Origin of the sequence: Arthrobacter sp. AB6, assembly GCF_031844545.1 — a bacterium.
GTDB lineage: Bacteria > Actinomycetota > Actinomycetes > Actinomycetales > Micrococcaceae > Arthrobacter.
In genome coordinates, this window is sequence record NZ_JAUZVL010000011.1 from 40,822 (window position 1) to 63,843 (window position 23,022).

Consider the following 23,022-nt stretch of genomic DNA (forward strand, 5'->3'; position numbering starts at 1 on the left):
TTCCTCTTTACGTCAGTGCCTTGCCGCTGCAACCGTGGATTCAACTGCCGGCCACGGAGCGGCGCCTGTGCATTCGTTGGGGCTGTCCATCACGCGCCGTGCGTTTCATCGGCGCTGTGCACTCCATTAAACAGAACTGCCCGGCCGGAGTCTGGGATTTCGACGTCCGGCCGGGCAGCCTTACTGCTTACTTCCGTGCAAATGCCTGCTTCAGGAGTACATCCTGCTCGGCTGCGTGCCGCTTCATGGACCCTGCAGCGGTGGACGCCGAAGCCGGGCGGGAGACCAGCCGGATGCGGCGATCGAGGGCGTCCGGCAGGTTCAGGCCGATGAAGGGCCACGGCCCCTGGTTGGCGGGCTCATCCTGGGCCCAGACAACCTCGGCGTTCGGATACTTGGCCAGTTCCTTTGCGATCTCCTCGTGCGGCAGCGGGTAGAGCTGCTCCACGCGGACAATCGCGGTGGTCTTGTCACCGGTCTTCTGCCGCGTGGACAGGAGGTCGTAGTACAGGCGGCCGGAGACCAGGAGTACGCGTTCGACGGCGTCTCCCGCCAGCTGCTCGTGCTCCCCGATCACAGGGCGGAAGCTGCCGGTGGTGAAGTCCTCCACCGAGGATGCCGCCGCCTTGAGGCGCAGCAGCTGCTTGGGCGTGAAGATGATGAGCGGCTTCCGCGGACGGCTGTAGGCCTGGCGGCGCAGCAGGTGGAAATGCGAGGCCGCCGTGGTGGGGTTGGCCACGATCATGTTTTCTTCGGCGCACAGCTGCAGGAACCGCTCGATCCGTGCGGAGGAATGGTCCGGTCCCTGGCCTTCATAGCCATGGGGCAGCATCAGGACCAGCGAGGAGCGCTGGCCCCACTTCTGCTCAGCGGAGGAAATGAACTCGTCGATGATGGTCTGGGCGCCGTTGACGAAGTCACCGAACTGGGCTTCCCAAAGGACCAGTGCGTCGGGCCGCTCGACGGAGTAGCCGTATTCAAATCCCATGGCCGCGTATTCGGAGAGCAGGGAGTCGTAGATCCACAGCTTCGCCTGGTCATCGGAGAGGTGGCCCAGGGGCAGCCATTCCTTGCCGTTGGCGCGGTCGTGGAAGACGGCGTGGCGCTGCACGAACGTGCCGCGGCGGGAGTCCTGGCCGGCAAGGCGTACGGGGACCCCTTCCATGATCAGTGAGCCGAAGGCAGCGATTTCGCCGAAGCCCCAGTCGATGCCGCCCTCACGGGACATCTGTTCACGCTTCTCGAGCAGCTGCTTGAGCTTGGCGTGGACGGTAAAGCCCTCGGGGACTTCCACATGGGCCTTGCCGATCCGGGCCAGGGTCTCGGCGGAGATTGCCGTGGAGGCAGGGGCATTGACGCCGGAGTCCGACTGCTGGGAGATGGGACGCTCGATGTCCGAGACGGCGGCGGTATCTGCCGTCACGATCGGGATGGGGGAGGTCTGTGCCGCGTGGGTTTCGGCAAAGACGCGTTCCAGGCGCTCCTGGTAGTCGCGGAGCAGCTGTTCGGCCTCTTCCTCGGTGATGTCGCCACGGCCGATGAGGGACTCGGTGTACAGCTTGCGGACTGAGCGCTTGGCTTCGATCAGGTTGTACATCAGCGGCTGCGTCATCGAGGGGTCATCGCCCTCGTTGTGCCCGCGGCGGCGGTAGCAGACCATGTCGATGACAACGTCCTTGTGGAACCGCTGGCGGAACTCGTAGGCGAGCTGTCCGATGCGGACCACGGCTTCGGGGTCGTCGCCGTTCACGTGGAACACCGGTGCCTGGATCATCTTGGCAACGTCCGTGGAGTACGTGGACGAGCGGGATGACGAGGGGGCCGTGGTGAAACCCACCTGGTTGTTGACCACAACGTGGATGGTGCCGCCGGTGCGGTAGCCACGGAGCTGGGACAGGTTGAGTGTTTCGGCCACCACTCCCTGGCCGGCGAAGGCGGCGTCGCCGTGGACCATGATGGGCAGGACCGGGAAGGACTCGCCCTGGTCCAGCCGGTCCTGCTTGGCGCGGACGATGCCTTCGAGGACGGGGTCCACGGCTTCAAGGTGGGAGGGGTTGGCGGCCAGGTAGACCTTGGTTTCCTTGCCGTTGTCCGAGGTGAACGTCCCCTCGGTGCCCAGGTGGTACTTTACGTCGCCGGATCCCTGCACGGAGCGAGGGTCCTGGGTGCCTTCGAACTCCCGGAAGACCTGGGCGTAGGTCTTGCCGGCGATGTTGGTGAGCACGTTGAGGCGGCCGCGGTGGGCCATGCCGATGGCAACCTCGTCCAGGCCGTCGTCGGCTGCGTCGGACATGATGGCGTCAAGCAGCGGGATCAGGGATTCGCCGCCCTCGAGGGAGAAGCGCTTCTGGCCAACGAACTTGGTCTGGAGGAAGGTTTCGAAGGCTTCGGCCGCGTTCAGCTTGGAAACGATGCGCAGCTGCTCTTCGCGGCTTGGCTTCGAGTACGGGTGCTCCAGCTGGTCCTGGAACCACTTGCGCTCGGCAGGCTCCTGGATGTGCATGTACTCGATGCCCGTGGTGCGGCAGTATGCATCGCGCAGGACACCCAGGATGTCGCGGAACTTGAGCATGGGCTTGCCGCCGAAGCCGCCTGTGGGCCATTCGCGGTCCAGGTCCCAGAGTGTCAGGCCATAGGTGAGGACGTCGAGGTCGGGGTGCTTGCGCTGGACGTACTCCAGCGGATCGGTGTCCGCCATCAGGTGTCCGCGGACGCGGTAGGAGTGGATCAGCTGCTGGATCCGGGCCACCTTGTTGATTTCGTCAGCCGGGTCCACCTGCTTGTCGGCGCTCCAGCGCACCGGCTCGTAGGGGATGCGGAGGGATTCGAAGATTTCGTCGTAGAAGTCCTGCGCACCCAGCAGCAGCTGGTGGACCAGCTTCAGGAACTCGCCGCTGCCGGCACCCTGGATTACCCGGTGGTCGTAAGTGGATGTCAGCGTGAGGACCTTGCTGATCGCGTTATGGGCGATGATCTTTTCGCTGGCACCCTGGAATTCCGCAGGGTAGTCGAGGGCGCCGACGCCGATGATGGCGGCCTGGCCTTTTGACAGGCGGGGCACCGAGTGGACGGTGCCGATGCCTCCGGGGTTGGTCAGTGACACCGTGGTGCCCTGGTGGTCCTCTGCGGTCAGCTTGCCGTTGCGGGCACGCTTGATGAGGTCCTCGTAGGTGTGCCAGAACTCGGAGAAGTTGAGGGTCTCGGCCTTCTTGATGTTTGGCACCATGAGCAGGCGGGTGCCGTCAGGCTTCGGCATGTCGATGGCGATGCCGAAGTTGACGTGGGCCGGCTGGACGGCAACGGGCTTGCCGTCCACTTCGTCGTAATACACGTTCATCGACGGGAACTGGGAAAGGGCGCGGATCACGGCGTAGCCAATGAGGTGAGTGAAGGAAACCTTGCCGCCGCGGGCGCGGGCGAGGTTCGAGTTGATGACCACGCGGTTGTCGATCAGCAGCTTGGCCGGAATGGCGCGGACGCTGGTGGCGGTTGGCACCTGGAGGCTGGTGACCATGTTGGTGGCGATCGCCTTTGCCGGGCCGCGAAGGACGGAGACAACGTCCTCTTCGGGGGCGGTGGGCGCCTTGACGTTCTTGGGCAGCTGCGCGGGGATGGGCTGCGAGCCGGTTCCGGTCCCGGTCTTCTTGCTGCCGTCGCGGGCTTCAGTGGCGGGAGCCTTCTTTGCCGGGGCTGCGGCGGAAGCCGGCGGTGCGGCGGGCGGCGCCGGGGGTGCAGCGGCCGGCGACGGTGCCGGGGCTGCTGGAACCGGGTTTACGACAGGCATTTCCCTGGTAGCGGCGTGGGCTGCGGCGCGCCCCGAATTTCCGTTGGAAGAAGAACTGTTGCCCGACTCGAACGATTCAAACAGCGGCCACCACTTGGCATCCACGGCGTTCTTGTCCTGCTGGTACTGCTCGTACAGTTCGTCAACGAGCCACTCGTTTCCGCCAAATTCCTCTGGTAGACGGTGGCTAGGCTGCTCTGGCACTTGAAATACGCCTCTTCCATGAGTTTGATTTCTCTCCGGCCCCACGGTGCTTCAGCAACACGTTCGAACCGATCTCTGCGTCCTCTGAACCCAGACCTTTGCAAGTCTAGTGAGCATCTTGTGTTAACTGCCAATAAGGGTGACCCAAATCATGAAGTGACGCCGGGATCGCCGAATGTGGCGTTAAGCACCATGGCCAGGCAGCCCCCGCCACGGCGAAAAACGGGCTGCGGGAGCCGCTGGCGGGCCGGCGGCGGCAAGGCAGGGGTGCTGCTCCTGTAGACTGAAAACCTTATGGACAGTAAATCTAGGTGCCGGCCTGGGGGCTGTCAGCGGAGCATGAAGACCAGCTCCGCGCAGTCCACCCGCAGAGCCGGCAAACCCCGAACACGCGCCCATCACCCGCCGGCAGGCCAGCCGGCCGTAGCCCGCGCGGAAAGAGCGTCGGCCTCTGCCGACCATCCTCCGCCGGGAAGATCTTCGGGTCTCCAGCTTTTCCTTCCTATTGCCACGCCGTCGGCAACCGCCTCCCGGGCGGGGTGCTGAATGGAGTGGCTTCTCCTTGCAGCAGGACTGCTGCTCATCGCCGGCACGGGTTTCTTTGTCGCCGTCGAGTTCTCCCTCATCGCCTTGGACCAGGCAACGGTCCAGCGCGCCATTGACGACGGCGATACGGCCGCCGTGCCATTGCTCACCTGCCTGAAGTCACTGTCTACGCAGCTCTCCAGCTGCCAGCTGGGTATTACCCTGACCACCCTCCTGACCGGCTACGTGATGGAGCCCTCCGTGGGCCGCCTCCTGGAAGCACCCCTGGCCGCCGTCGGACTTCCCGGCGTGGCAGTCGCCTCCATCTCCCTGGTCCTGGCCATGGTGATCGCCACCCTGCTCTCCATGCTCCTGGGCGAACTGGTGCCTAAGAACATGGCCATTGCGCTGTCCTTCCCAGTAGGCCGGGCCCTGGCTCGGCCGCAGTTGATGTTCACCGCCGTCTTCAAGCCCGCCATCGTGGTGCTCAACGGATTCTCCAACAAGGTGCTGAACGTCTTTGGACTGGAAGCAAAGGAGGAAATCTCCGGCGCCCGGACGCCCGCTGAACTTGCATCCCTGGTACGCCGTTCGGCGGCGATGGGAACGCTCGACGCCGGCACTGCCAACTTCGTGGCGCGCACCTTGAACTTCTCCACCAGGACGGCGGCGGACGTGATGACGCCGCGCATCCGGGTGGAGACGATCGACGCCGACCAGCCTGTGTCCGACGTGGTGGATGCCGCCCGCCGGACCGGATACTCACGTTTCCCGGTCATCGGGGACTCCGCGGACGACATCCGGGGGCTGGTTCACGTGAAGAAGGCGGTGGCTGTTCCCTGGGACCGCCGCCCGAACCTGGAAGCCGGGGCCATCATGACCGAGGTCCTGAGGGTCCCCGAGACCATCCACCTTGACGCCCTGCTGGCAGAACTCAGGGACGGCAACCTGCAGCTCGCAGTGGTACTGGACGAGTACGGCGGAACCGCCGGCATCGCCACCCTCGAAGACCTGGTGGAGGAGATCGTTGGAGAGGTGGCGGATGAGCACGATAAGGTCCGCCCTGGACTGCTGCAAAGCGCCTCCGGCGATTGGTACTTCCCCGGCCTGCTGCGCCCGGACGAGTTGTCCGAGCAGATTCCCCGGCTGACCGTCCCGGACGAAGCGGCTTACGAAACCGTGGGCGGGTACGTAATGAGCAAGCTGGGCAGGATTGCCACCGTGGGGGACACCGTCCCCGTCGGCGGGGGAGCACTGAGTGTCACCAGGATGGACGGCCGCCGGATTGACCGGATCTGCTTCCATCCGGCCGCTGAACCCGAGCGCGCGGACATTGCTGACAAGACTAAGCGCAACGGCAGGTCCAAGCGCGACGACAGGACAGAACAATGAGCGACTGGGCCGGAATCGTCTGGCTGGGGATCCTGCTGCTCGGTAATGCGTTCTTCGTTGCCGCTGAGTTCGCGGTCATGTCCGCGCGGCGAAGCCAGATCGAGCCGCTGGCCGAGGCCGGGTCCAAGCGGGCGCAGACCACCCTCCGCGCCATGGAAAACGTGTCGCTGATGCTGGCATGCGCGCAGCTTGGCATCACCGTCTGTTCGCTGCTGATCCTGCTGGTGGCAGAACCCGCTATCCACCACCTGCTGGCCGTCCCCCTGGAGACGCTGGGCCTGCCGATGGAGATCGCCGACGTGGCGGCCTTCGCCGTAGCCCTCATGCTGGTGACGTTCCTGCACGTGACCTTCGGCGAGATGGTGCCGAAGAATATTTCGGTAAGCGTGGCGGACAAGGCGGCGCTACTGCTTTCCCCGCCGCTGATGTTTGTTGCCCGGCTGGTCCACCCCGTGATCTCAGTCCTGAACTGGTCTGCGAACCACGTCCTCAAGCTCCTCCGCATTGAGCCCAAGGATGAGGTGAATTCCTCTTTCACCCTTGAGGAAGTGCAGTCGATCGTGCAGGAGTCCACGCGCCACGGACTGGTGGATGACGACGCCGGGCTCATCACCGGTGCGTTGGAGTTCTCCGAATACACTGCCGCGGACATCATGGTGCCGCTGGACAAGCTGGTCATGCTGAAGGCGTCCACCACGCCGGTGGAGTTCGAAAAGGCAGTCAGCCGCACCGGGTTTTCCCGCTTCCCCATGCTTGACGAGGACGACATGCTCTACGGCTACCTCCATGTCAAGGACGTGCTCTCCATCCCCGAGCAGGCCTATGGGCTGCCGATTGCCGAAAGCCGCATCCGGTCATTGGCCAACCTGGCACTGGACGACGAGATTGAAAAGGCGATGTCCGTCATGCAGCGCACTGGCTCGCACCTTGCCCGGGTGATCGGCCCGGATGGCAACACCCAGGGCGTCCTGTTCCTTGAGGACGTGATTGAGCAGCTGGTGGGCGAGATCCGGGACGCCACGCAGGCCACCGGCATCCGCCGGCTGGGACAGCCGAACGGCAGCTGACGCGACGGCGCCCTTCCGGCCAGCGTGGGGAAGGCGCCTTCCGGTCTTCTTTTCTAAATAGGAATCATTCCCATTTACGTATAAGCTGGACTGGTTGTTTTCATCTTCTTCATGAATGAGGTTCCCGTGCGCCGTTTCGCCGCTGCCCGATCGTCCTTGGCCGCCCTTGCCGGGCTAGGCCTCTTGCTCACCGCATGCAGCCCGCAGGCGGAACCGTCCACGCAGGCTGCCGACGGGATCAACGTGGTGGCGTCAACGAACGTCTACGGGGACATCGCCAAGACAATCGGCGGGGACAAGGTCAGTGTTACGGCCCTGATCACCAAGACCAGCCAGGATCCGCATTCCTACGAAGCCACTGCCCAGGACCGGCTGGCAGTTTCCAAAGCCGATCTTGTCCTGGAAAACGGCGGCGGCTACGACGGCTTCCTCCACACCCTGGCGCAGGACAGCGGCATCGACGACGCGAAGGTGCTGAACGCCGTCGAGCTTTCCGGCCTTGCACACCCGGAGGAGGAGAAGGCCTCCGCAGGGGCGACCACTTCGGAACCGGCAGCGGGGGATGGCTCCGCGCACGACCACGGAGAAATGAACGAGCACGTCTGGTACAGCCTGCACGCCATGGAGCAGATCGCCGACGGTATCGCCGCCAAGCTCGGCGAGCTGGACCCCGCCTCTGCATCGACCTTCGAGTCCAACGCTTCGGCTTTCAAGTCCGGCGTTGAAGAACTGCATGGAAAGCTCGATGCCCTCAAGCCTGCCTCGGCCGGGGCCCGGGTTGCCGTCACTGAACCCGTGCCGCTCTACCTCCTTGAGGATGCCGGGCTGGTGAACGCCACCCCTGCGGACTACACTGCTGCGATTGAAGAAGGCTCCGACGTGCCGCCTGCAGTCCTCAAGGCGGTAACCGACCTGGTGGCCACGAAGTCGGTGCGGCTCCTCGCATACAACAGCCAAACCGAAGGCCCGCAGACGGAATCGCTGAAAAAGGCCGCGGAAACTGCCGGGGTTCCGGTGGTGGACTTCAACGAAACACTGCCTGAGGGCAAGACGTACCTGCAGTGGATGACGGACAATGTGGACAACATCAGCAAAGTTCTGGAGACAAATAGTTGAAACCCCTGGTCAGCCTCACCGGAGCGTCCCTGAAGTTCGGCAAGCGGGCGCTCTGGGAGGACCTGGACCTGGACATCAGGCCCGGCGAGTTCTTTGCCGTGCTGGGTCCCAACGGCAGCGGCAAGACCAGTTTCCTGAAGGTCCTGCTGGGGCTCCAGGAACTGCACTGCGGGGAGGCCTTTTTGGGCGGCCGCCCGGTGGAGCGCGGAAGCAGCCTGATCGGCTACATCCCGCAACAGAAATCGTTCGCGCCGGACACCCCCATGCGTGCCAGGGACCTCGTGGGCCTCGGCGTGGACGGCCACCGCTGGGGCCTGCGCCTGAACTCCGCCAAAGCAAACCGCAGGATCGACGAACTCCTTGCACTGGTTGGTGCCACAGAATACGCAAAAGTCCCGGTGGGCCAGCTGTCCGGCGGCGAACAACAGCGGCTCCGCGTGGCGCAGGCACTTGCCACGGATCCCCGGGTCCTGCTCTGCGATGAGCCCCTGCTCTCCCTGGACCTGCACCATCAGCAGGCGGTCAGTGCCCTGATCAACAAGCAGTGCCGCGACCAGAACAGCGCCGTTGTGTTCGTGACGCACGAAATCAACCCCATCATCGACTACGTGGACCGCGTCCTGTACTTGGCCGGCGGACGCTTCAGGGTGGGAACCCCGGAAGAAGTCATGACCACCGAAGTCCTCTCCGAGCTCTACGGCAGCCACGTTGAGGTTATCCACGCGAACGGCCGCATCGTGGTGGTGGGCCTGCCTGATGCCACAACCCATCACCATGCGGAGATGCACGCGGCGGGAGAGGCTGCCTGATGGACGCGGACAGCATCCTTGGCGCGATCTTCAGCTTCGAGAATTATGGCGAACTGCTGGTCCTGGTCCAGAACTCGATTTGGGCAGGTGCCGTCCTGGGCCTGCTGGGCGGGCTGGTTGGCACCTTTGTCATGAAGCGGGACCTGGCATTCGCGGTGCACGGCATATCCGAGCTCTCCTTCGCCGGTGCGGCCTTTGCGTTGCTGATCGGCGCGGACATCGTCTTTGGATCGCTCATCGGATCGGTTGCCGCCGCCCTGCTCCTGGGGCTGATGGGCGTCCGGGCGAGGGACAAGAACTCAATCATCGGCGTGATCATGCCGTTCGGACTGGGACTGGGAATCCTGTTCCTGTCCCTCTATGAAGGACGGGCTGCGAACAAGTTCGGCCTGTTGACCGGGCAGATCGTGTCCGTGGACACGGTGCAGCTCCAGGCGCTTGCCGGCACCGCGGTGGTGGTGATGGTGGCCTTGGTGGCCATCTGGCGGCCGCTCAATTTCGCCAGCGTGGATCCGGAACTGGCGGAGGCCCGGGGTGTTCCCGTCCGGACGCTTGCCATCGTATTCATGGTCCTCCTGGGGGTCAGCGTAGCGCTCTCCATCCAGGTGGTGGGCGCGCTCCTGGTCCTTGCCCTGCTGATTACCCCGGCTGCGGCGGCCCTGCGGGTGACGTCCTCTCCGGTTGCGGTGGTGGTGCTCAGCGTTGCATTTGCCATGACGGCCACAGTGGGCGGGATCCTGCTGGCCCTCGGTGGACGCATCCCCATCAGCCCCTACGTCACCACACTGTCGTTCCTGATCTACGTGGTGTGCCGGGTGATCGGGTCGGTGCGGGCCGGAAGAGGCATCAACGGGCGGATCCTGGCCGCATCCTGAAAGTTGCCTGCCGGCCGGCCTGCCTGGTCGACTACGTAATGGTCCGCTGCCTAAAGGGCGCCGTTGGCCTTGCGTGCCGTGCAGTCAGGGCACAGCCCGAAAATCTCCACCGTGTGGGCCACGTCGGTGTATCCGTGCTCTGCCGCAATGCGCGCGGCCCACGTCTCGACGGCGGGGGCCTCCACTTCCACGGCCTTTCCGCAGTTCCGGCACAGCAGGTGGTGGTGGTGCCCGGTGACGGCGCAGCGCCTGTACACCGCTTCACCGTCGCCGTTCCGCAGTACGTCCACCAGCCCCTCGTCGGCGAGCGACTGCAGGATCCGGTAGGCGGTTGCCAGGGAGACCGGGGCGCCCTGGTTCTGCAGGATCCGGTACAGCTCCTGCGTGCTGACGAAATCGTCGAGTTCATCGAGGGCGGCACTTACTGCCCGGCGCTGCTTCGTAACGCGCTGTTCCTTGCCGCCGCCCTGCACGGGGGACGGGGTGGTGGAATCAGCCTTGGCGCCGAAGGGCATGGGTGGACTCGCTTCCTCAGGATGGTGGCAAAGATCCAGATTACCAGCCGGAGCTTCGTGGACATGGTCCGGAGGCGGACCCTAGGCTGGCGCTATGAAGCTGACCAAATACACCCATTCCTGTGTCCGCCTGGAAAAGGACGGCCGTGTCCTGGTGCTGGATCCGGGCAACTTCTCCGAGTCGGCGGAGGCCCTGGAGGATGCGGAGGCGGTCCTGGTCACGCATGAGCATGCTGACCACGTGGACGTTCCGGTGGTGGTGGAGGCGTTGCGCGCAAACGGGAAGCTGGCGGTGTTCGCTCCGGCGCGGGTTGCCGGCCAGCTGCAGGACAAAGCCTCCGGCGAAGCCGTCCGCGTCCACGCCGTGAACCCTGGCTCAACGTTCCAGGCTGCCGGCTTTACCGTCCGCAGCTTCGGCGGCCAGCATGCCCTGATCCACCCGCAGATCCCCCTCGTCGCCAACATCGGATACCTCATCGACGACAACGTCTACCACCCGGGGGACTCCTTCATCATTCCGGACGGGATCAGCGTCCAGACCCTGCTGGTTCCCCTCCACGCGCCGTGGAGCAAATCCGCCGAGGTGCTGGACTTTGTGATCGGTGTCCGGGCGCCGAAGGCGTTCCAGATCCATGACGGACTGCTCAACGAGAACGGCCTGAAGATCGTTGAAGGGCATGTGCAGAGGATCGGCGCCAAGTACGGCACCGACTACGCCCATCTGGCTGCCCGGGAGTCGGTGGAAGTTTGAACCCCTTGATAGACGTGGCGGGCCTGCAGGCCCGCCTTGCGGAACACCGGCGCACCGTGCTCCTTGATGTCCGCTGGGTCCTGGGCGATCCGCACGGTTACCGCCACTATCTGCAGGGGCACCTGCCGGGTGCCGTGTTCGTGGACCTTGCCGCTGAACTTGCCGCCCCGGCAGCTCCGGAGCGCGGGAGGCACCCGCTGCCACGGGCCGAGGACTTCCAGGAAAGCGCCAGGCGCTGGGGCATCAATGACGGCGACGTTGTGGTTGCCTACGATGACAGCGGCAACATGGCCGCGGCACGGGTGTGGTGGATGCTTCGGAACGCCGGCTTCGCGGACGCCTACCTGCTCGACGGCGGCCTTGCCGCCTGGCGTGCCGCAGGCCTTCCGGTGGCAGCAGGGCCGGTTATCCCGGATGCCGGAGACGTGACGCTCGCGGACGGGAACATGCCGGTGGTCGACGCCGCCGCTGCCGCCGGCTGGCCGCACGACGGCCTCCTGCTGGACGCCCGTGCAGGGGAGCGCTACCGCGGTGAGTTCGAGCCTGTTGACCCCCGGGCCGGGCATATCCCGGGCGCGGTCAGCGTGCCGACGTCGGAAAACGTGGACAGCAGCGGGCGGTTCCTGCCGTCCGATACCCTCCGCCTCCGGTTTGAGTCCCTGGGCGTACGCGAAGGAGTGCACGTCGCGGTGTACTGCGGCTCCGGGGTCACAGCGGCCCACGAGGTGGCAGCCCTGGAACTCGCCGGCTTCCGGGCTGCGCTGTATCCGGGATCGTTCTCGGAGTGGTCCAACAACCCGGACCTGCCGGTGGCAACCGGCGCAGAGCCCGGCCGCCCAAGCGGACTGCCGAGTGGAAACCCGGCTGCCGGCAAGGGTAGCGTCACACTATGACCCCAGGACGCCCCGTACCGCCGCCCCTTGCCAAACCAGTCACCCCGGAACCCGCCGGTCCTGAGTCAACTGCTGTGGACGGCCGCCGCCTTGCTGCCGCGTGCGGCGCGACGGCACCGGACAGCGGGCTGGTCCCGCTGACCCTCGCCCGGCGCGCTCCCGGGCCGGACGACGTCGAAATCGCCATCGAGTTCTGCGGGCTGTGCCACTCGGATGTGCATGCCACCCGGGGCGAGTGGGGCGGCAGGATCTGGCCGCTGGTCCCGGGGCACGAGATTGTGGGCACCGTCAGCCAGGTGGGCTCCGCCGTGACGGATTTCGCCGCTGGTGACCGCGCGGGTGTGGGCTGCATCGTGGATTCGTGCCGCGAATGCGAAAGCTGCCTGGACGGCCTGGAGCAGTACTGCGAAAACGGCATGACCGGCACGTACGGGGCCGTTGACCGGCGGAACGGCGGCGCCGTGACGCAGGGCGGCTATTCCTCCTCCGTGGTGGTGGACCGCCGCTACGTCCTCCGGGTGCCGGCAGCCCTCGATCCCGCCGCCGCTGCACCACTGCTGTGTGCCGGCGTCACCACGTTCTCGCCGCTGCGGCACTTCGACGTCGAAGAAGGCGACGTTGTGGGCGTGGTGGGGCTGGGCGGACTCGGCCATATGGCCGTGAAGCTCGCCAAGGCAATGGGAGCGAAGGTGGTGGTATTCACGACGTCGGAGGCAAAGGTGGCGGCGGCCCTGGAGCTGGGAGCCGATGAGGTAGTCCTGTCGCGCGACGAAGCGGCGATGGCGGCGGCCAATCGCAGCATCGACCTCATCATTGACACCGTGGCGGCCCCGCACGACCTGAACCCCTTCTTCCGGACCCTGCGGGTGGACGGTGCCCTCTTCCAGCTGGGCCTGCCGTCGGAGGCGATGCCGCCGGTGAACCCGGGCGCGCTCATCCGGCGTCGGATCGCCTACGCCGGCTCGTTGATTGGCGGCATCGCCGAAACCCAGGAGATGCTCGACTTTTGCGCCGAGCACGGTGTTGCTGCGGACATCGAGGTGGTGCGGGCAGACCAGCTGAATGAGGCCTACGACCGGATGGTGGCAGGCGATGTGAAATACCGGTTTGTGCTGGACACCAGCACCTTGCAGGCACCCGCCAAGGAGGCAGACGCATGAGCACGCTCTTCACCAGGATCCTGAACGGCGAAATCCCGGGCCGCTTCGTGTGGCGGGAACCGGATGTCGCCGCTTTCCTCACCACCGGGCCGCTGGCTGACGGCCACACCCTGGTGGTACCGACTGAGGAAGTGGACCGGTGGACGGACGCTTCGCCGGAAACGCTGGCGAAGGTCATGGAGGTGGCCCGGCGGATCGGTGCCGTGCAGGTGGAGACCTTCAATGCGGCGCGGGCCGGGCTGATCGTGGCGGGTTATGAAATCAACCACCTCCACGTGCACGTCTGGCCCTCGAGGAGCATGGCCGAGTTCAATTTCGCGACGGCGGACCAGAACCCTGATCCGGATGTCCTCGACGCCAACGCCGAGAAGCTCCGCCAAGGCTTGCGGGCCGCCGGGTACGGCGAGTACGTGCCGTCCTAGGCGGCCCGTCCAGGTCCCGCTCCGTGGTCCCGGCCTAGGCCGGCGCCAGAGCCTTGTTGAGCACGGCGCGGATCCTCTTCTCCGACACCGAATACGCTGTCCCGAGTTCGACGGCGAAGAGGCTCACCCGGAGCTCCTCAAGCATCCAGCGCACCTGGGTTAACTCAGGGCCTGCCTTGCGTCCGGGGAGCAGGGCCGACACGGCGTCGTCGTAGTCGTCCTCGAGCCGCTGCACCAAGGCCATGTTCAGGGCGTCGCGCTGGACGTTGCCCGGAAGGCGTTCCAGCCTCTTTTCAATGGCCGAAAGGTACCGGGGGAGCTGGCTCAGCTGGGCGTAGCCCGTCCGTGCCACAAAGCCGGGGTAGACCAACTGTTCCAGCTGGCTCTTGATGTCGTTGAGGGCACTGATCAGCGCCAGGCTGGTGGTACCCTTCAGCTGTTTTTCGATCCGCCGGGTGCTGGCCAGGATTCGTTCCACCACTGCGGTGACGCTGAACACCGTGTCGATCAGTTCGGCCCGGACCACCTCGTACAGCCGGTCAAAGGACTCCCGGTCCCAGGGCAGTTCCGCGGGCGTGAGCTTGTCGATGGCGGCCAGGGCGCAGTCAGCGATCAGGCTTGCGACCGAGCCGTGCGGGTTTTGGCTGAACGTGAGTTTCTCCGTGTTGCTCAGGTGCTCCAGCACATACCGGTCAGGTGCCGGAACGCGCAGGGCCAGCAGCCTGACCACCCCGCCGCGCATTGCCTCCTGCTGTTCCTCGGCAGTCTGGAAGACACGCAGTGACACCGACGTGCCCTGGTCCACCAGCGCCGGGTAACCCGTCACCGTGTGGCCGTTGACCGTGCTGCTGACCTGGCGCTGGATTGTTCCGACCGTCCATTCGGTGAGCCCGTCCTGTTCCCGGAAGCCGGTTGGGCCTGCGGCCCCCGGCACTTCGGCAGGCTGCAGCGCTGCGGAGGATCCGGCGTCGTGCGTTTTCCCTGACCCCCGCGCAGGATTCCTGCCGTTGCCGGCGCCGGGCGCGGTGGAGGCGGGCGTGGCCCCCAGCGACTCTGCGATGGCCCGCCGCGTTGCCGGAGCCAGCTTCTCCTGGAGTGCGGCGAGGTCCTTGCCCTCGTCCAGGACTTTGCCCCTGCTGTCCACCACCTTGAAGCTCACCCGCAGGTGCGGGGGCACCGCGTCCCAGTTCCAGGATCCCGGCGGGATGACGTGTCCGCGGATCCGGCGCAGGGCAAGCTCAAGGGAAGGCTCGAGCTCGTCCACGGCGGGATCGAATTCGGATTCCAGGACTGCCACTGCCTGCCGGGCAACGTCCGGGGCGGGAACGAAATTCTTGCGGATCTGCTTCGGCAAGGACTTGATCAGGGCCGTCACCAGCTCAACGCGCTGCCCCGGTATGAGCCAGCGGAAAGCCTTGTCATCCAGTCGGTTCAGGAACAGCACCGGCACCTCAGCCGTGACGCCGTCGGACGGGTTGGGCGGCGAGCCGGGAGCCACCGGGTGGAACTCGTAGCTCAACGGCAGCTCAAAGCCCTTATGCAGCCAGGTCTTGGGATAGGCGGCTTCGTCGAGGTCGTCCGCGTCGTCGCTGAGCAGGAGGGACTTGTCGTAGTCAAGGAGGTCGGGGTTCTTCTGCCGGGCCTCCTTCCACCATTTGTCGAAGTGCCGTTCGGACACAACGTCCGGTCCCACCCGCGCGTCGTAGAACTCAAACAGCGTCTCGTCATCCACCAGGAGGTCGCGACGGCGCATCCTGGCCTCCAGTTCCTCAACTTCATTGAGGAGTGCGCGATTGCGGTGGAAGAACTTGTGGTGGGTTTTCCAGTCACCCTCCACCAGGGCGTGCCTGATGAAGAGTTCCCGGGCGACGACGGGGTCAACCCTTCCGTAGTTGATCCTGCGCTGGGCGATGATGGGCACGCCGTACAGGGTGACCTTCTCGTACGCCATCACGGCGCCCTGGCGGGTGGACCAGTGCGGTTCGCTGTAGCTGCGCTTCACCAGGTCCGGGGCCACCTGTTCGGCCCACACAGGATCGAACTTCGCCGCCACCCTCGCCCAGAGGCGGCTGGTCTCCACGAGTTCCGCCGCCATCACGAACGTGGGTGACTTCTTGAAGAGGGCCGAGCCGGGGAAGATCGCGAACCGGCTGCCCCGGGCACCTGCATACTCGCGCTTGCGTTCGTCAAGGATGCCGATGTGGCTCAGGAGCCCGGAAAGAAGGCTGATGTGGATGCCCTCGTGGTTGCCCACGGGGTCGGCAAGCCGCTTGTTGTCGAGGCTGATGCCCAGTGGCCGGGCCAGCTGGCGCAGCTGGGCAAACAGGTCCTGCCACTCCCGGACCCGGAGGTAATTGATGAACTCGGCCCGGCACATCCGGCGGAAGGCGGACGACGAGAGCTCCTGCTGCTTCTCCTGCAGGTAGTTCCAGAGGTTAAGGAAGCCGGTGAAGTCCGAGTTCTCGTCCTTGAACCGGTTGTGCTTTTCCGCCGCGAGTTGCTGCTTGTCTGTTGGACGCTCGCGCGGGTCCTGGATGGTGAGGGCCGCGGCCAGGACCATCACCTCGCGGACGCAGCCGCGTTTGCCCGCCTCCACGATCATCCGGCCCAGGCGGGGGTCCACCGGCAGCTGGGCGAGCTTCTGCCCGACGGCGGTGAGCCCGCCGCCGCTTTTCGCCCCGTCCGTGCCGTTCTGTGGCCGGGCGGCAGCGAGGGCGCCGAGTTCGCGGAGCAGCGTGACGCCGTCGTTGATTGCCCGCGTTTCAGGCGGCTCCACGAAGGGGAAGTTTTCGACGTCCTTGGGGCCGCGCGCCACTCCCATGGCGGTCATCTGCAGGATAACGGCAGCGAGGTTGGTCCGCAGGATCTCCGGGTCCGTGTAGAGGGGGCGGGACTCGAAGTCTTCCTCGGAGTACAGGCGGATGGCGATGCCGTCCGAGACGCGGCCGCAGCGGCCGGACCGCTGGTTGGCCGAAGCCTGGGAGACCCGCTCGATCGGCAGCCGCTGGACCTTGGTGCGGTGCGAGTACCGGGAGATGCGGGCGGTGCCGGTGTCGATGACGTACTTGATGCCTGGAACCGTGAGCGAGGTTTCGGCGACGTTGGTGGCAAGGACAATCCTGCGCTTGCTGCCGGGGTGGAAGACCTTGTGCTGTTCCTGCAGGCTCAGCCGTGCGAAGAGCGGAAGGACTTCGGTTCCGGCCAGCCGGCGGTTGGACTGGATGCGGGCCTGCAGCGCTTCGGCAGCGTCGCGGATTTCGCGCTCGCCGGAGAAGAACACCAGGATGTCGCCCGGCGCTTCCAGGGCAAGTTCGTCGACGGCGTCACACACGGCGTCAAGCGGATCGCGGTCTTCCTCGAGTTCGTCATCGGAACCGTTCTCGTCGTCAGGCCCGGCTCCGCCCGGTGGCTGGGAGAGCGGGCGGTACCGGATTTCCACCGGGTAGGTCCGCCCGGAGACCTCGACAATGGGTGCGGGTTCTTCCGGTGTGCCGAAATGGTCGGCAAAGCGCTGGGGGTCGATGGTGGCGGAGGTGATGATCACCTTGAGGTCCGGCCGCTGCGGCAGGATCCGCTTGAGGTAGCCCAGGATGAAGTCGATATTGAGGCTTCGTTCGTGGGCCTCGTCGATGATGATCGCGTTGTACTTGCGCAGCAGTTTGTCCCGCTGGATTTCTGCAAGCAGGATGCCGTCGGTCATCAGCTTGACCTTCGTGGCGCGGCTGACCTCACCTGTGAAGCGGACCTGGAAGCCCACCTCCTGGCCGATGTCCACGCCCAGTTCCTCGGCGATGCGCTCGGCCACCGTGCGGGCTGCGAGCCGGCGCGGCTGGGTGTGGCCGATCAGCCCGTTTTCACCCAGGCCAAGTTCGAGGCACATCTTGGGTATCTGGGTGGTCTTACCGGAACCGGTCTCGCCGGCGATGATGGTGACCTGGTTCGCCGCTATGGCTGCCATCAGGTCTTCGCGCCGTTCGGAGACCGGCAGCTCGGCGGGGTAGGAGATGTGAAGTGTCATGTCTGCTGACAGTCTACTGCGGGTGCCCGGGCTTCCCGTTTCGGCTGTCTGCAGTGGCGCCTGCCTAGAAGACGCGGAGCGTGTAGTTGATGCTGGGGAGGTCCAGGGCGGACCAGGCTTCGTGGGATTCGACAGGAGGCGTATGCCCCCGGCCGTCACGCAAAAGCGCTGAAACGGTGGCGGCGGCTACGAGGAGGATCAGGAGGACGAGGAGGGTTATGAGGATTTCCATGACTCCATGCTTCTCCTCTCGGCAGCCAAGAAAAAGTGGCAGAAATGCCCAAAAAGCTATAATTCCTGCCACAATGGAAGCATGCTCAAATCAGTGGCTGTCATCGTGGTTCCCAACTTCTCGATATTCGAGTTCGGTACTGCCTGCGAGGTCTTCGGTATCGACAGATCCGGCCGGGGGAGCGGCGTCCCGGCCTTCGACTTCCGCGTCTGCACGCCGCAGCCTGGTAACGTCCGGCTCGAGTCCGGCCTGTCCCTGAACGTCGGCCTGGGACTCGAGGCAACCGACGATGCGGACCTGGTCATCATGGCCCCCTACGGCAGGGACGACGAGTTGCCCGAATCCGTCCTCGAGGCGCTCCGGGCTGCCGATGCGAGGGGAGCTTGGGTAATGTCCATCTGCTCGGGCGCTTTTGCCTTGGCCCGTGCCGGCTTGCTCGACGGGCGCCGCTGCACCACCCACTGGCACTACTCAGGCCAACTGGCTGCAGAGTATCCGCGCGTGCAGGTGGACGAAAACGTCCTCTACGTGCAGGACGGCAACATCATCACTTCCGCAGGCACCGCCGCCGGGATCGATGCGTGCCTCCACCTTGTGCGCGTCGAACTGGGGGCGCAGGTGGCTGCCGCGATCGCCAGGGACATGGTGGTTCCCCCGCACCGTGACGGCGGCCAGGCGCAGTTCATCGACCGGCCAATGCCAGCCTGCGGTTCCGCTCCCATGGAGGAACTGCTGCGCTGGATGGTGGAGAACCTGGACCGCGAGCACACGGTGAACGAACTGGCAGCACGCGTGCACATGTCCGCCAGGACATTCGCCCGGCGCTTCCGGTCCGAGACCGGAGCGACGCCTGCCGCCTGGCTCAATTCACAGCGGGTGCTCCGGGCCCAGGAACTCCTTGAGTCCACCGACCTGAACATCGAAGAAATCGCCAGGGAATCCGGCTTCGGGCACCCTGTCCTGCTGCGGCACCACTTCGCCAAGGTCCTGGACACCAGCCCGCAGTCATACCGCCGCGCTTTCCGCGGCCAACTGGCTGTGGCGGGATAGCGCCCCTTGCACGCTAACCGGGCGCCGGTCCGTTGCGGCGTTGTTTGGCGCGGATTTCCTCGGCCGCTTCCCGCGTACTGTCCACGAGAATCCGCCAAGGTCCGGTGACGGCCTGCTCAGGCAGGGCTGCCCTGCGCTGCCCTGCCCGGATCGAATAGATGAACCTGTCCGGTTGGGCTTCCGCAAACTGCTCGGCAGCTGCCTTCGGAGTCCTGGGTACTGAATCCCAGGGGCATGCCTCCACGATGGGCTGCCACTGGCTGATGGCGCTCTTGGATTGGGCTTCCACAGTCCACACCCGTGGTATCGCGGCGATTCCTCCGGTGCGCTCAACACTGATCTTCATGGCCTGGTCCTTGGGCTTGCCCTGCAGCCTGGCTGCCGCCCCGAAGTACGGCAGCCAGGAGTCCGTTAAAGCTTGACCTTCACAGTTTCCCACGCCTTAAGGACGGCGTCATGCTCGGCGGATCCGGAACCGAAGAGCTCCACGGCCGATGCGGCCGTGGCACGCGCAAAGACCCTGAAGGTCGCCGTGGGAGGCAGCGTTCCGCCCGTGAGTGCCTCGTACCAGATGCGCCCGGGGGAGTCCCAGGCGTTTCCCCCGAGCGTCTCCGCCACAAGGTAGAAGGCGCGGTTGGGGATGCCGGAGTTGATGTGGACCCCGCCGTTGTCGGCGCTCGTCTTGACGTACGTGTCCATAGAGTCCGGCTGGGGATCCTTGCCCAGCACGTCGTCGTCGTACGCCGTGCCGGGAGCCTTCATGGAACGCAAGGCGCTGCCCTCCACTTGGGCGGTGAAGAGGCCCTCGCCGATCAGCCAGCTGGCCTCGGCAGCGGACTGGTTGTTGACATACTGCTCGACCAGTGCGCCAAAGACGTCGGACATGGATTCGTTGAGGGCGCCCGCCTGGTTACGGTAGGCGAGCGCGGCGGAATACTGGGTGACGCCGTGGGCCAGTTCGTGGCCGATGACGCTCAGGGACCTGGTGAACCGTTCGAAGACCTCACCGTCGCCGTCGCCGAAGACCATCTGCCTGCCGTTCCAAAAGGCGTTGTCGTACAGCTTGCCGAAGTGGACCGTTGCGTCCAGCGGCAGCCCCCGTCCGTCGATGGAGTTGCGTCCGAACACGTCCGCGTAGAGGCGGTGCGTGTGGCCAAGCCCGTCATAGGCCTCATCAACCGCCGGGTCATCCGTGGCGGCTTCACCCTCCTTGCGGACCAGCCGGCCGGGGAGGATCTCTGAACCGCCGGCGTCGTAGATGCCCCGGTTTGACGGTCCGGGTTTGGCCTGGCGGACGCCTTCCGGCACGCCCGGCACGGGCTGGGACCGTGCCGAATGGAACGACTCCACATGGCCCAAAGCTTCCCTGGCTGCCCTGGCCGCGGACAAAAACTCCGGCGCACCCTGTTTGGCCAGCCTCCTCAACAGGTAAGGCGGAACGATAGAACAGAACGGAATGTGCATTGCGTACCCCCTCGACTTGGTGACTTCAGACTACGAGGGCGCACCGACAATCCTTCGCAGGCTCACGTACGGGAGCAGGCAGACTGCACGGGGACAGGGAAGCAGAAAACCCCGTCACTTCCTTGAAGTAACGGGGTTTTCGTCTGTGCCCTCGATAGGATTCGAACCTACGACCTTCTGCTCCGGAGGCAGACGCTCTATCCCCTGAGCTACGAGGGCAATCCGGGGTTTCCTGCCGTTGCGGGCGGGACGTCCTAGAGCTTAGCAGGAAGGTGGCCCGCAAGGGAAAATCGCCACCGCCCCGTCACCCCGGGGCGCGGTCCCGGGCCGGAAATCAGTAGCCGGAGAATGAGTCCACGTGAAGCCTGCGGGCCCCTGCCTGCTTCGCTGCCTTGCGCAGTGACGCGACGCTTGCAGGTGATCCCGAGACGTAGACGTCCCGGTCCGCTATGTCCGGGACCAGTGCCCGGAGGGCTTCGCCGTCCAGGCGTGTGCCGTCCCAGGAGGCGGCGGCCAGGTCCGGCGGCGGTGCGGAACCATCCGCAGTGCGCACCAGGACGCGGATGCCCGCCGCCCGCAGTTCCTGCGCATAGGCTACCTCGTCGGCGCTCCTGGCCAGGAGGAGGAGGACAGCGTCCCGTTCCCGCAATCCTCCTGAAGACAAGTGTGAAAGATAGGGCGTGATGCCGATCCCGGCGGCAATCAGCAGGACCGGCTTCCGGGGATCCCGGGGGAGGACAAAGTCGCCCCCCACGGAGGTGGCGGTCACTTCGTCTCCCGGCTCCAGCGCAAGGAGGACCCGCTTCGCCGGGGACACGGGCTCAGCTGTCCGCACGCCAAACTTCACCATGCGTTCGTCCGGTGCACTTGTCAGGCTGAACACACGGCGCCGGCCCTTCCTGTCCGACTTCACCTGCGGCAGGTCCAGTTCCATATACTGCCCGGGCGCAAACCGGACCGGCCGGGACGGTTCGAAAGAGAACTCCGTAGTACTGGGTGTCAACGCCCTGGCCCCGGCGAAACGAAGGGTCACGGTCCCGCGCTGCCCCGCGAGGAAAGCCAGCAGGTTGCCCAGCAGCAGCGCCGCTTCCGGAGAGTTCGCCAGGAAACCGACGTTGTAGGGAACCGCGAAAACGACGCCCACCACCGCAGCCAACGCCAGCTGCTGCCAGCGCCGCGGCGGGAGCGTCAGCGGTTCGGTAAGCATGAATCCAACAAAGAACAGCAGCGGCCGCTGGGCAAAGGACTGCCACAGGGCCATGCCCGCTGACAGCCCGGCCTGGAGCAGTTCGGAAGTGATGATCGCGGCGGCAACAACGGTGAACACCGAAGCCATGAGGAACTTCCGGGTGCGGTAGAGGACCAGCAGGACCCCCGGAACCAGCAGCCACAGCATGGCCGGCGTGGCAGCCCACCACGTTGCGATGTTCAGGCCGGTGAGGCCCGTGACGAACGCGCCGGCTGCGGCAGGGTTGAACACGTGCCGGCCGCGCCAGGCGAGGGCGTATTTCGACGCCGATGCCAGCACGCACGCCAAAGCCACCCCAGCCACATCCATAGGGGCGAAGGAGGGCCAGAACAGGAAATAGAGCAGCAGCCCGGTGATCAGAGACGACTCGGAGTGCGGCCGTACCCGGAACAGCGCTGCCAGCGCCCTGTTCGATGCGTACGTCAGCCCAAGGCAGAGGACCAGGTGCGCCAGCATCTCCGGAATGCCGAAAGTCAGCCAGCCCAGGGCGTTCAGCACAAGGCTGTATCCGGCCAGGACCGCCAGGACCACAAGGATCAGCCGGTACATGGTGAACCGGCCCAGCACGGTATCCAGCCGGCCGACGGACAGGGCCGGGCGGGCTCCGGGCGCTTCAACAGGGCTCATGAAAACAGTGTCCCTTCAAATCCTGCGGAATGGGCTGCGCTTCCGTCCGAGAAGACCGTCAACCAGGAAAAATCAAAAGACTGCTGGAGTTCGCCACCGGGGACGAAGAAGAGCGCCGTTGCCAGGGCGTCGGCCAGCATGGCGGTTTCCGCCAGCGCCCAGGTGGCCACAGCTGTCCTGACCGGCCGGCCGGTCCTGCCGTCCAGGACGTGGTGCAGGCCGTCGCCCCAGGCGCGCCGGTTTGCGGCAGAGGCGCAGAGTGCCCGGCCGGTTAGCTGCACCACTCCGATGGCCTGGGCTGCGTTGTACGGGTGTTCCAGGGCCACCGGTACCGGATCCTGGCCACGCACCAGGAGGTCCCCGCTGGCATCGATAATGAACGCCTTCACACCACCCGCCTCAAGCTCAGCCGCCAGCAGATCCACCAGCAAGCCCTTGCCGGCGGCCCCGATGTCCAGGACAGCCGGGGCCCGAGTGGTGAGGGTAGTGCCCGCCCAGTCCAGCACGTCGTCCCAGGCCGGTGCCGGCAGCGGGGAGCCGGAGGGCCGAAGCGAGTAGCCGGCGTCATAGCCCAGGCGCTCCAGGCTGGTGCCGATGAGCGGGGTCATTGCCCCGCCGGTGAGCTGGTAGAGGGTGCGGTAGACCAGCCCGAGTGGCCCGGCCTCGGCGGGAAATTCATACCGTCCGGGTTCCCTGGCCATCGCAGTGACGCGGGAATCGTCCCGGAACCGGGACCAGTCGGCGTCGAACCGTTCCACCACGCCAAGGAGGCGGGCCCGCAGGGCGGGATCGAGCAGCCGGGGCGTAGAGACCTGCCAGTGCGTGCCGATCCCCTCGAACGCAAAGTCCTCCAGGGCTCCGTCCGGCAC

At 65.6% G+C, this 23,022-nt stretch carries 18 protein-coding genes and 1 tRNA gene; 10 read left to right on the forward strand and 9 right to left on the reverse strand.

The features are described from left to right. Positions 1-187 precede the first annotated feature (187 nt). Positions 188-3,988, reverse strand: a complete 3,801-nt coding sequence (locus Q9R30_RS10700) for a multifunctional oxoglutarate decarboxylase/oxoglutarate dehydrogenase thiamine pyrophosphate-binding subunit/dihydrolipoyllysine-residue succinyltransferase subunit (protein ID WP_104998401.1) — start codon at positions 3,986-3,988, stop codon at positions 188-190. A 546-nt stretch (positions 3,989-4,534) separates the two neighbouring features. Here Q9R30_RS10700 and Q9R30_RS10705 point away from each other — a divergent pair. From Q9R30_RS10705 to Q9R30_RS10725, 5 genes are all read left to right on the forward strand, one after another. Then, a complete protein-coding gene (locus Q9R30_RS10705) occupies positions 4,535-5,905 on the forward strand; it encodes a hemolysin family protein (protein WP_104998400.1) in 1,371 nt (456 codons plus the stop codon). Next, on the forward strand, positions 5,902-6,972 hold the full coding sequence (locus tag Q9R30_RS10710; RefSeq protein ID WP_104998399.1) for a hemolysin family protein: 1,071 nt from the start codon (positions 5,902-5,904) through the stop codon (positions 6,970-6,972). The genes Q9R30_RS10705 and Q9R30_RS10710 overlap by 4 nt, the downstream gene beginning before the upstream one ends. 126 nt (positions 6,973-7,098) lie before the next feature. After that, on the forward strand, positions 7,099-8,088 hold the full coding sequence (locus Q9R30_RS10715) for a metal ABC transporter solute-binding protein, Zn/Mn family (protein ID WP_396136721.1): 990 nt from the start codon (positions 7,099-7,101) through the stop codon (positions 8,086-8,088). Next, complete coding sequence (locus Q9R30_RS10720) at positions 8,085-8,897, forward strand: metal ABC transporter ATP-binding protein (RefSeq protein WP_104998397.1); 813 nt, start codon at positions 8,085-8,087, stop codon at positions 8,895-8,897. Before Q9R30_RS10715 ends, Q9R30_RS10720 begins: the two co-directional genes overlap by 4 nt. Continuing rightward, positions 8,897-9,772, forward strand: a complete 876-nt coding sequence (locus Q9R30_RS10725; protein ID WP_104998396.1) for a metal ABC transporter permease — start codon at positions 8,897-8,899, stop codon at positions 9,770-9,772. The genes Q9R30_RS10720 and Q9R30_RS10725 overlap by 1 nt, the downstream gene beginning before the upstream one ends. Positions 9,773-9,822: 50 nt before the next feature. Here Q9R30_RS10725 and Q9R30_RS10730 read toward each other — a convergent pair whose 3' ends face one another. Further along, entirely contained in the window at positions 9,823-10,287 is a 465-nt protein-coding gene (locus Q9R30_RS10730; RefSeq protein WP_104998395.1) for a Fur family transcriptional regulator, read from the reverse strand. 94 nt (positions 10,288-10,381) lie between these two features. Here Q9R30_RS10730 and Q9R30_RS10735 point away from each other — a divergent pair, with 94 nt between their 5' ends. Genes Q9R30_RS10735 through Q9R30_RS10750 form a run of 4 tightly spaced genes read left to right on the forward strand, consistent with a single transcriptional unit; the run spans position 10,382 to position 13,513 of the window. After that, the gene (locus tag Q9R30_RS10735; protein ID WP_311217590.1) at positions 10,382-11,038 is read left to right on the forward strand and encodes an MBL fold metallo-hydrolase; all 657 of its coding nucleotides are present in this window, start codon (positions 10,382-10,384) and stop codon (positions 11,036-11,038) included. Further along, complete coding sequence (locus tag Q9R30_RS10740) at positions 11,035-11,931, forward strand: sulfurtransferase (RefSeq protein ID WP_311217591.1); 897 nt, start codon at positions 11,035-11,037, stop codon at positions 11,929-11,931. The genes Q9R30_RS10735 and Q9R30_RS10740 overlap by 4 nt, the downstream gene beginning before the upstream one ends. Then, on the forward strand, positions 11,928-13,091 hold the full coding sequence (locus tag Q9R30_RS10745; RefSeq protein WP_311217592.1) for an NAD(P)-dependent alcohol dehydrogenase: 1,164 nt from the start codon (positions 11,928-11,930) through the stop codon (positions 13,089-13,091). Before Q9R30_RS10740 ends, Q9R30_RS10745 begins: the two co-directional genes overlap by 4 nt. Continuing rightward, the gene (locus Q9R30_RS10750; RefSeq protein WP_104998391.1) at positions 13,088-13,513 is read left to right on the forward strand and encodes an HIT family protein; all 426 of its coding nucleotides are present in this window, start codon (positions 13,088-13,090) and stop codon (positions 13,511-13,513) included. The genes Q9R30_RS10745 and Q9R30_RS10750 overlap by 4 nt, the downstream gene beginning before the upstream one ends. 34 nt (positions 13,514-13,547) lie before the next feature. Here the strand turns inward: Q9R30_RS10750 and hrpA are convergent, their stop codons facing one another. After that, positions 13,548-17,531 (reverse strand): ATP-dependent RNA helicase HrpA, encoded by a 3,984-nt coding sequence (hrpA, locus tag Q9R30_RS10755; protein WP_311217593.1) that lies wholly within the window; start codon positions 17,529-17,531, stop codon positions 13,548-13,550. 64 nt (positions 17,532-17,595) lie between these two features. Then, positions 17,596-17,763: a hypothetical protein gene (locus Q9R30_RS10760; RefSeq protein ID WP_197432488.1), complete on the reverse strand. Its 168-nt coding sequence runs from the start codon at positions 17,761-17,763 to the stop codon at positions 17,596-17,598. Positions 17,764-17,844: 81 nt separating this feature from the next. On the opposite strand from Q9R30_RS10760, the gene Q9R30_RS10765 reads away from it, so the two are divergent. Further along, positions 17,845-18,813, forward strand: a complete 969-nt coding sequence (locus Q9R30_RS10765) for a helix-turn-helix domain-containing protein (RefSeq protein WP_311217594.1) — start codon at positions 17,845-17,847, stop codon at positions 18,811-18,813. A 13-nt stretch (positions 18,814-18,826) separates the two neighbouring features. Here the strand turns inward: Q9R30_RS10765 and Q9R30_RS10770 are convergent, their stop codons facing one another. The 5 genes from Q9R30_RS10770 to Q9R30_RS10790 form a co-directional block, all read right to left on the reverse strand. Continuing rightward, a complete protein-coding gene (locus tag Q9R30_RS10770; protein WP_104998388.1) occupies positions 18,827-19,159 on the reverse strand; it encodes a protealysin inhibitor emfourin in 333 nt (110 codons plus the stop codon). Between the two features lie 65 nt (positions 19,160-19,224). After that, complete coding sequence (locus Q9R30_RS10775; protein ID WP_311217595.1) at positions 19,225-20,277, reverse strand: M4 family metallopeptidase; 1,053 nt, start codon at positions 20,275-20,277, stop codon at positions 19,225-19,227. A gap of 146 nt (positions 20,278-20,423) precedes the next feature. Beyond that, positions 20,424-20,496 (reverse strand) — tRNA-Arg (locus tag Q9R30_RS10780). A 115-nt stretch (positions 20,497-20,611) separates the two neighbouring features. After that, positions 20,612-22,153 (reverse strand): ferredoxin--NADP reductase, encoded by a 1,542-nt coding sequence (locus Q9R30_RS10785; RefSeq protein WP_104998386.1) that lies wholly within the window; start codon positions 22,151-22,153, stop codon positions 20,612-20,614. Continuing rightward, positions 22,150-23,022 (reverse strand): FAD:protein FMN transferase, encoded by an 873-nt coding sequence (locus Q9R30_RS10790; protein WP_311217596.1) that lies wholly within the window; start codon positions 23,020-23,022, stop codon positions 22,150-22,152. Before Q9R30_RS10790 ends, Q9R30_RS10785 begins: the two co-directional genes overlap by 4 nt.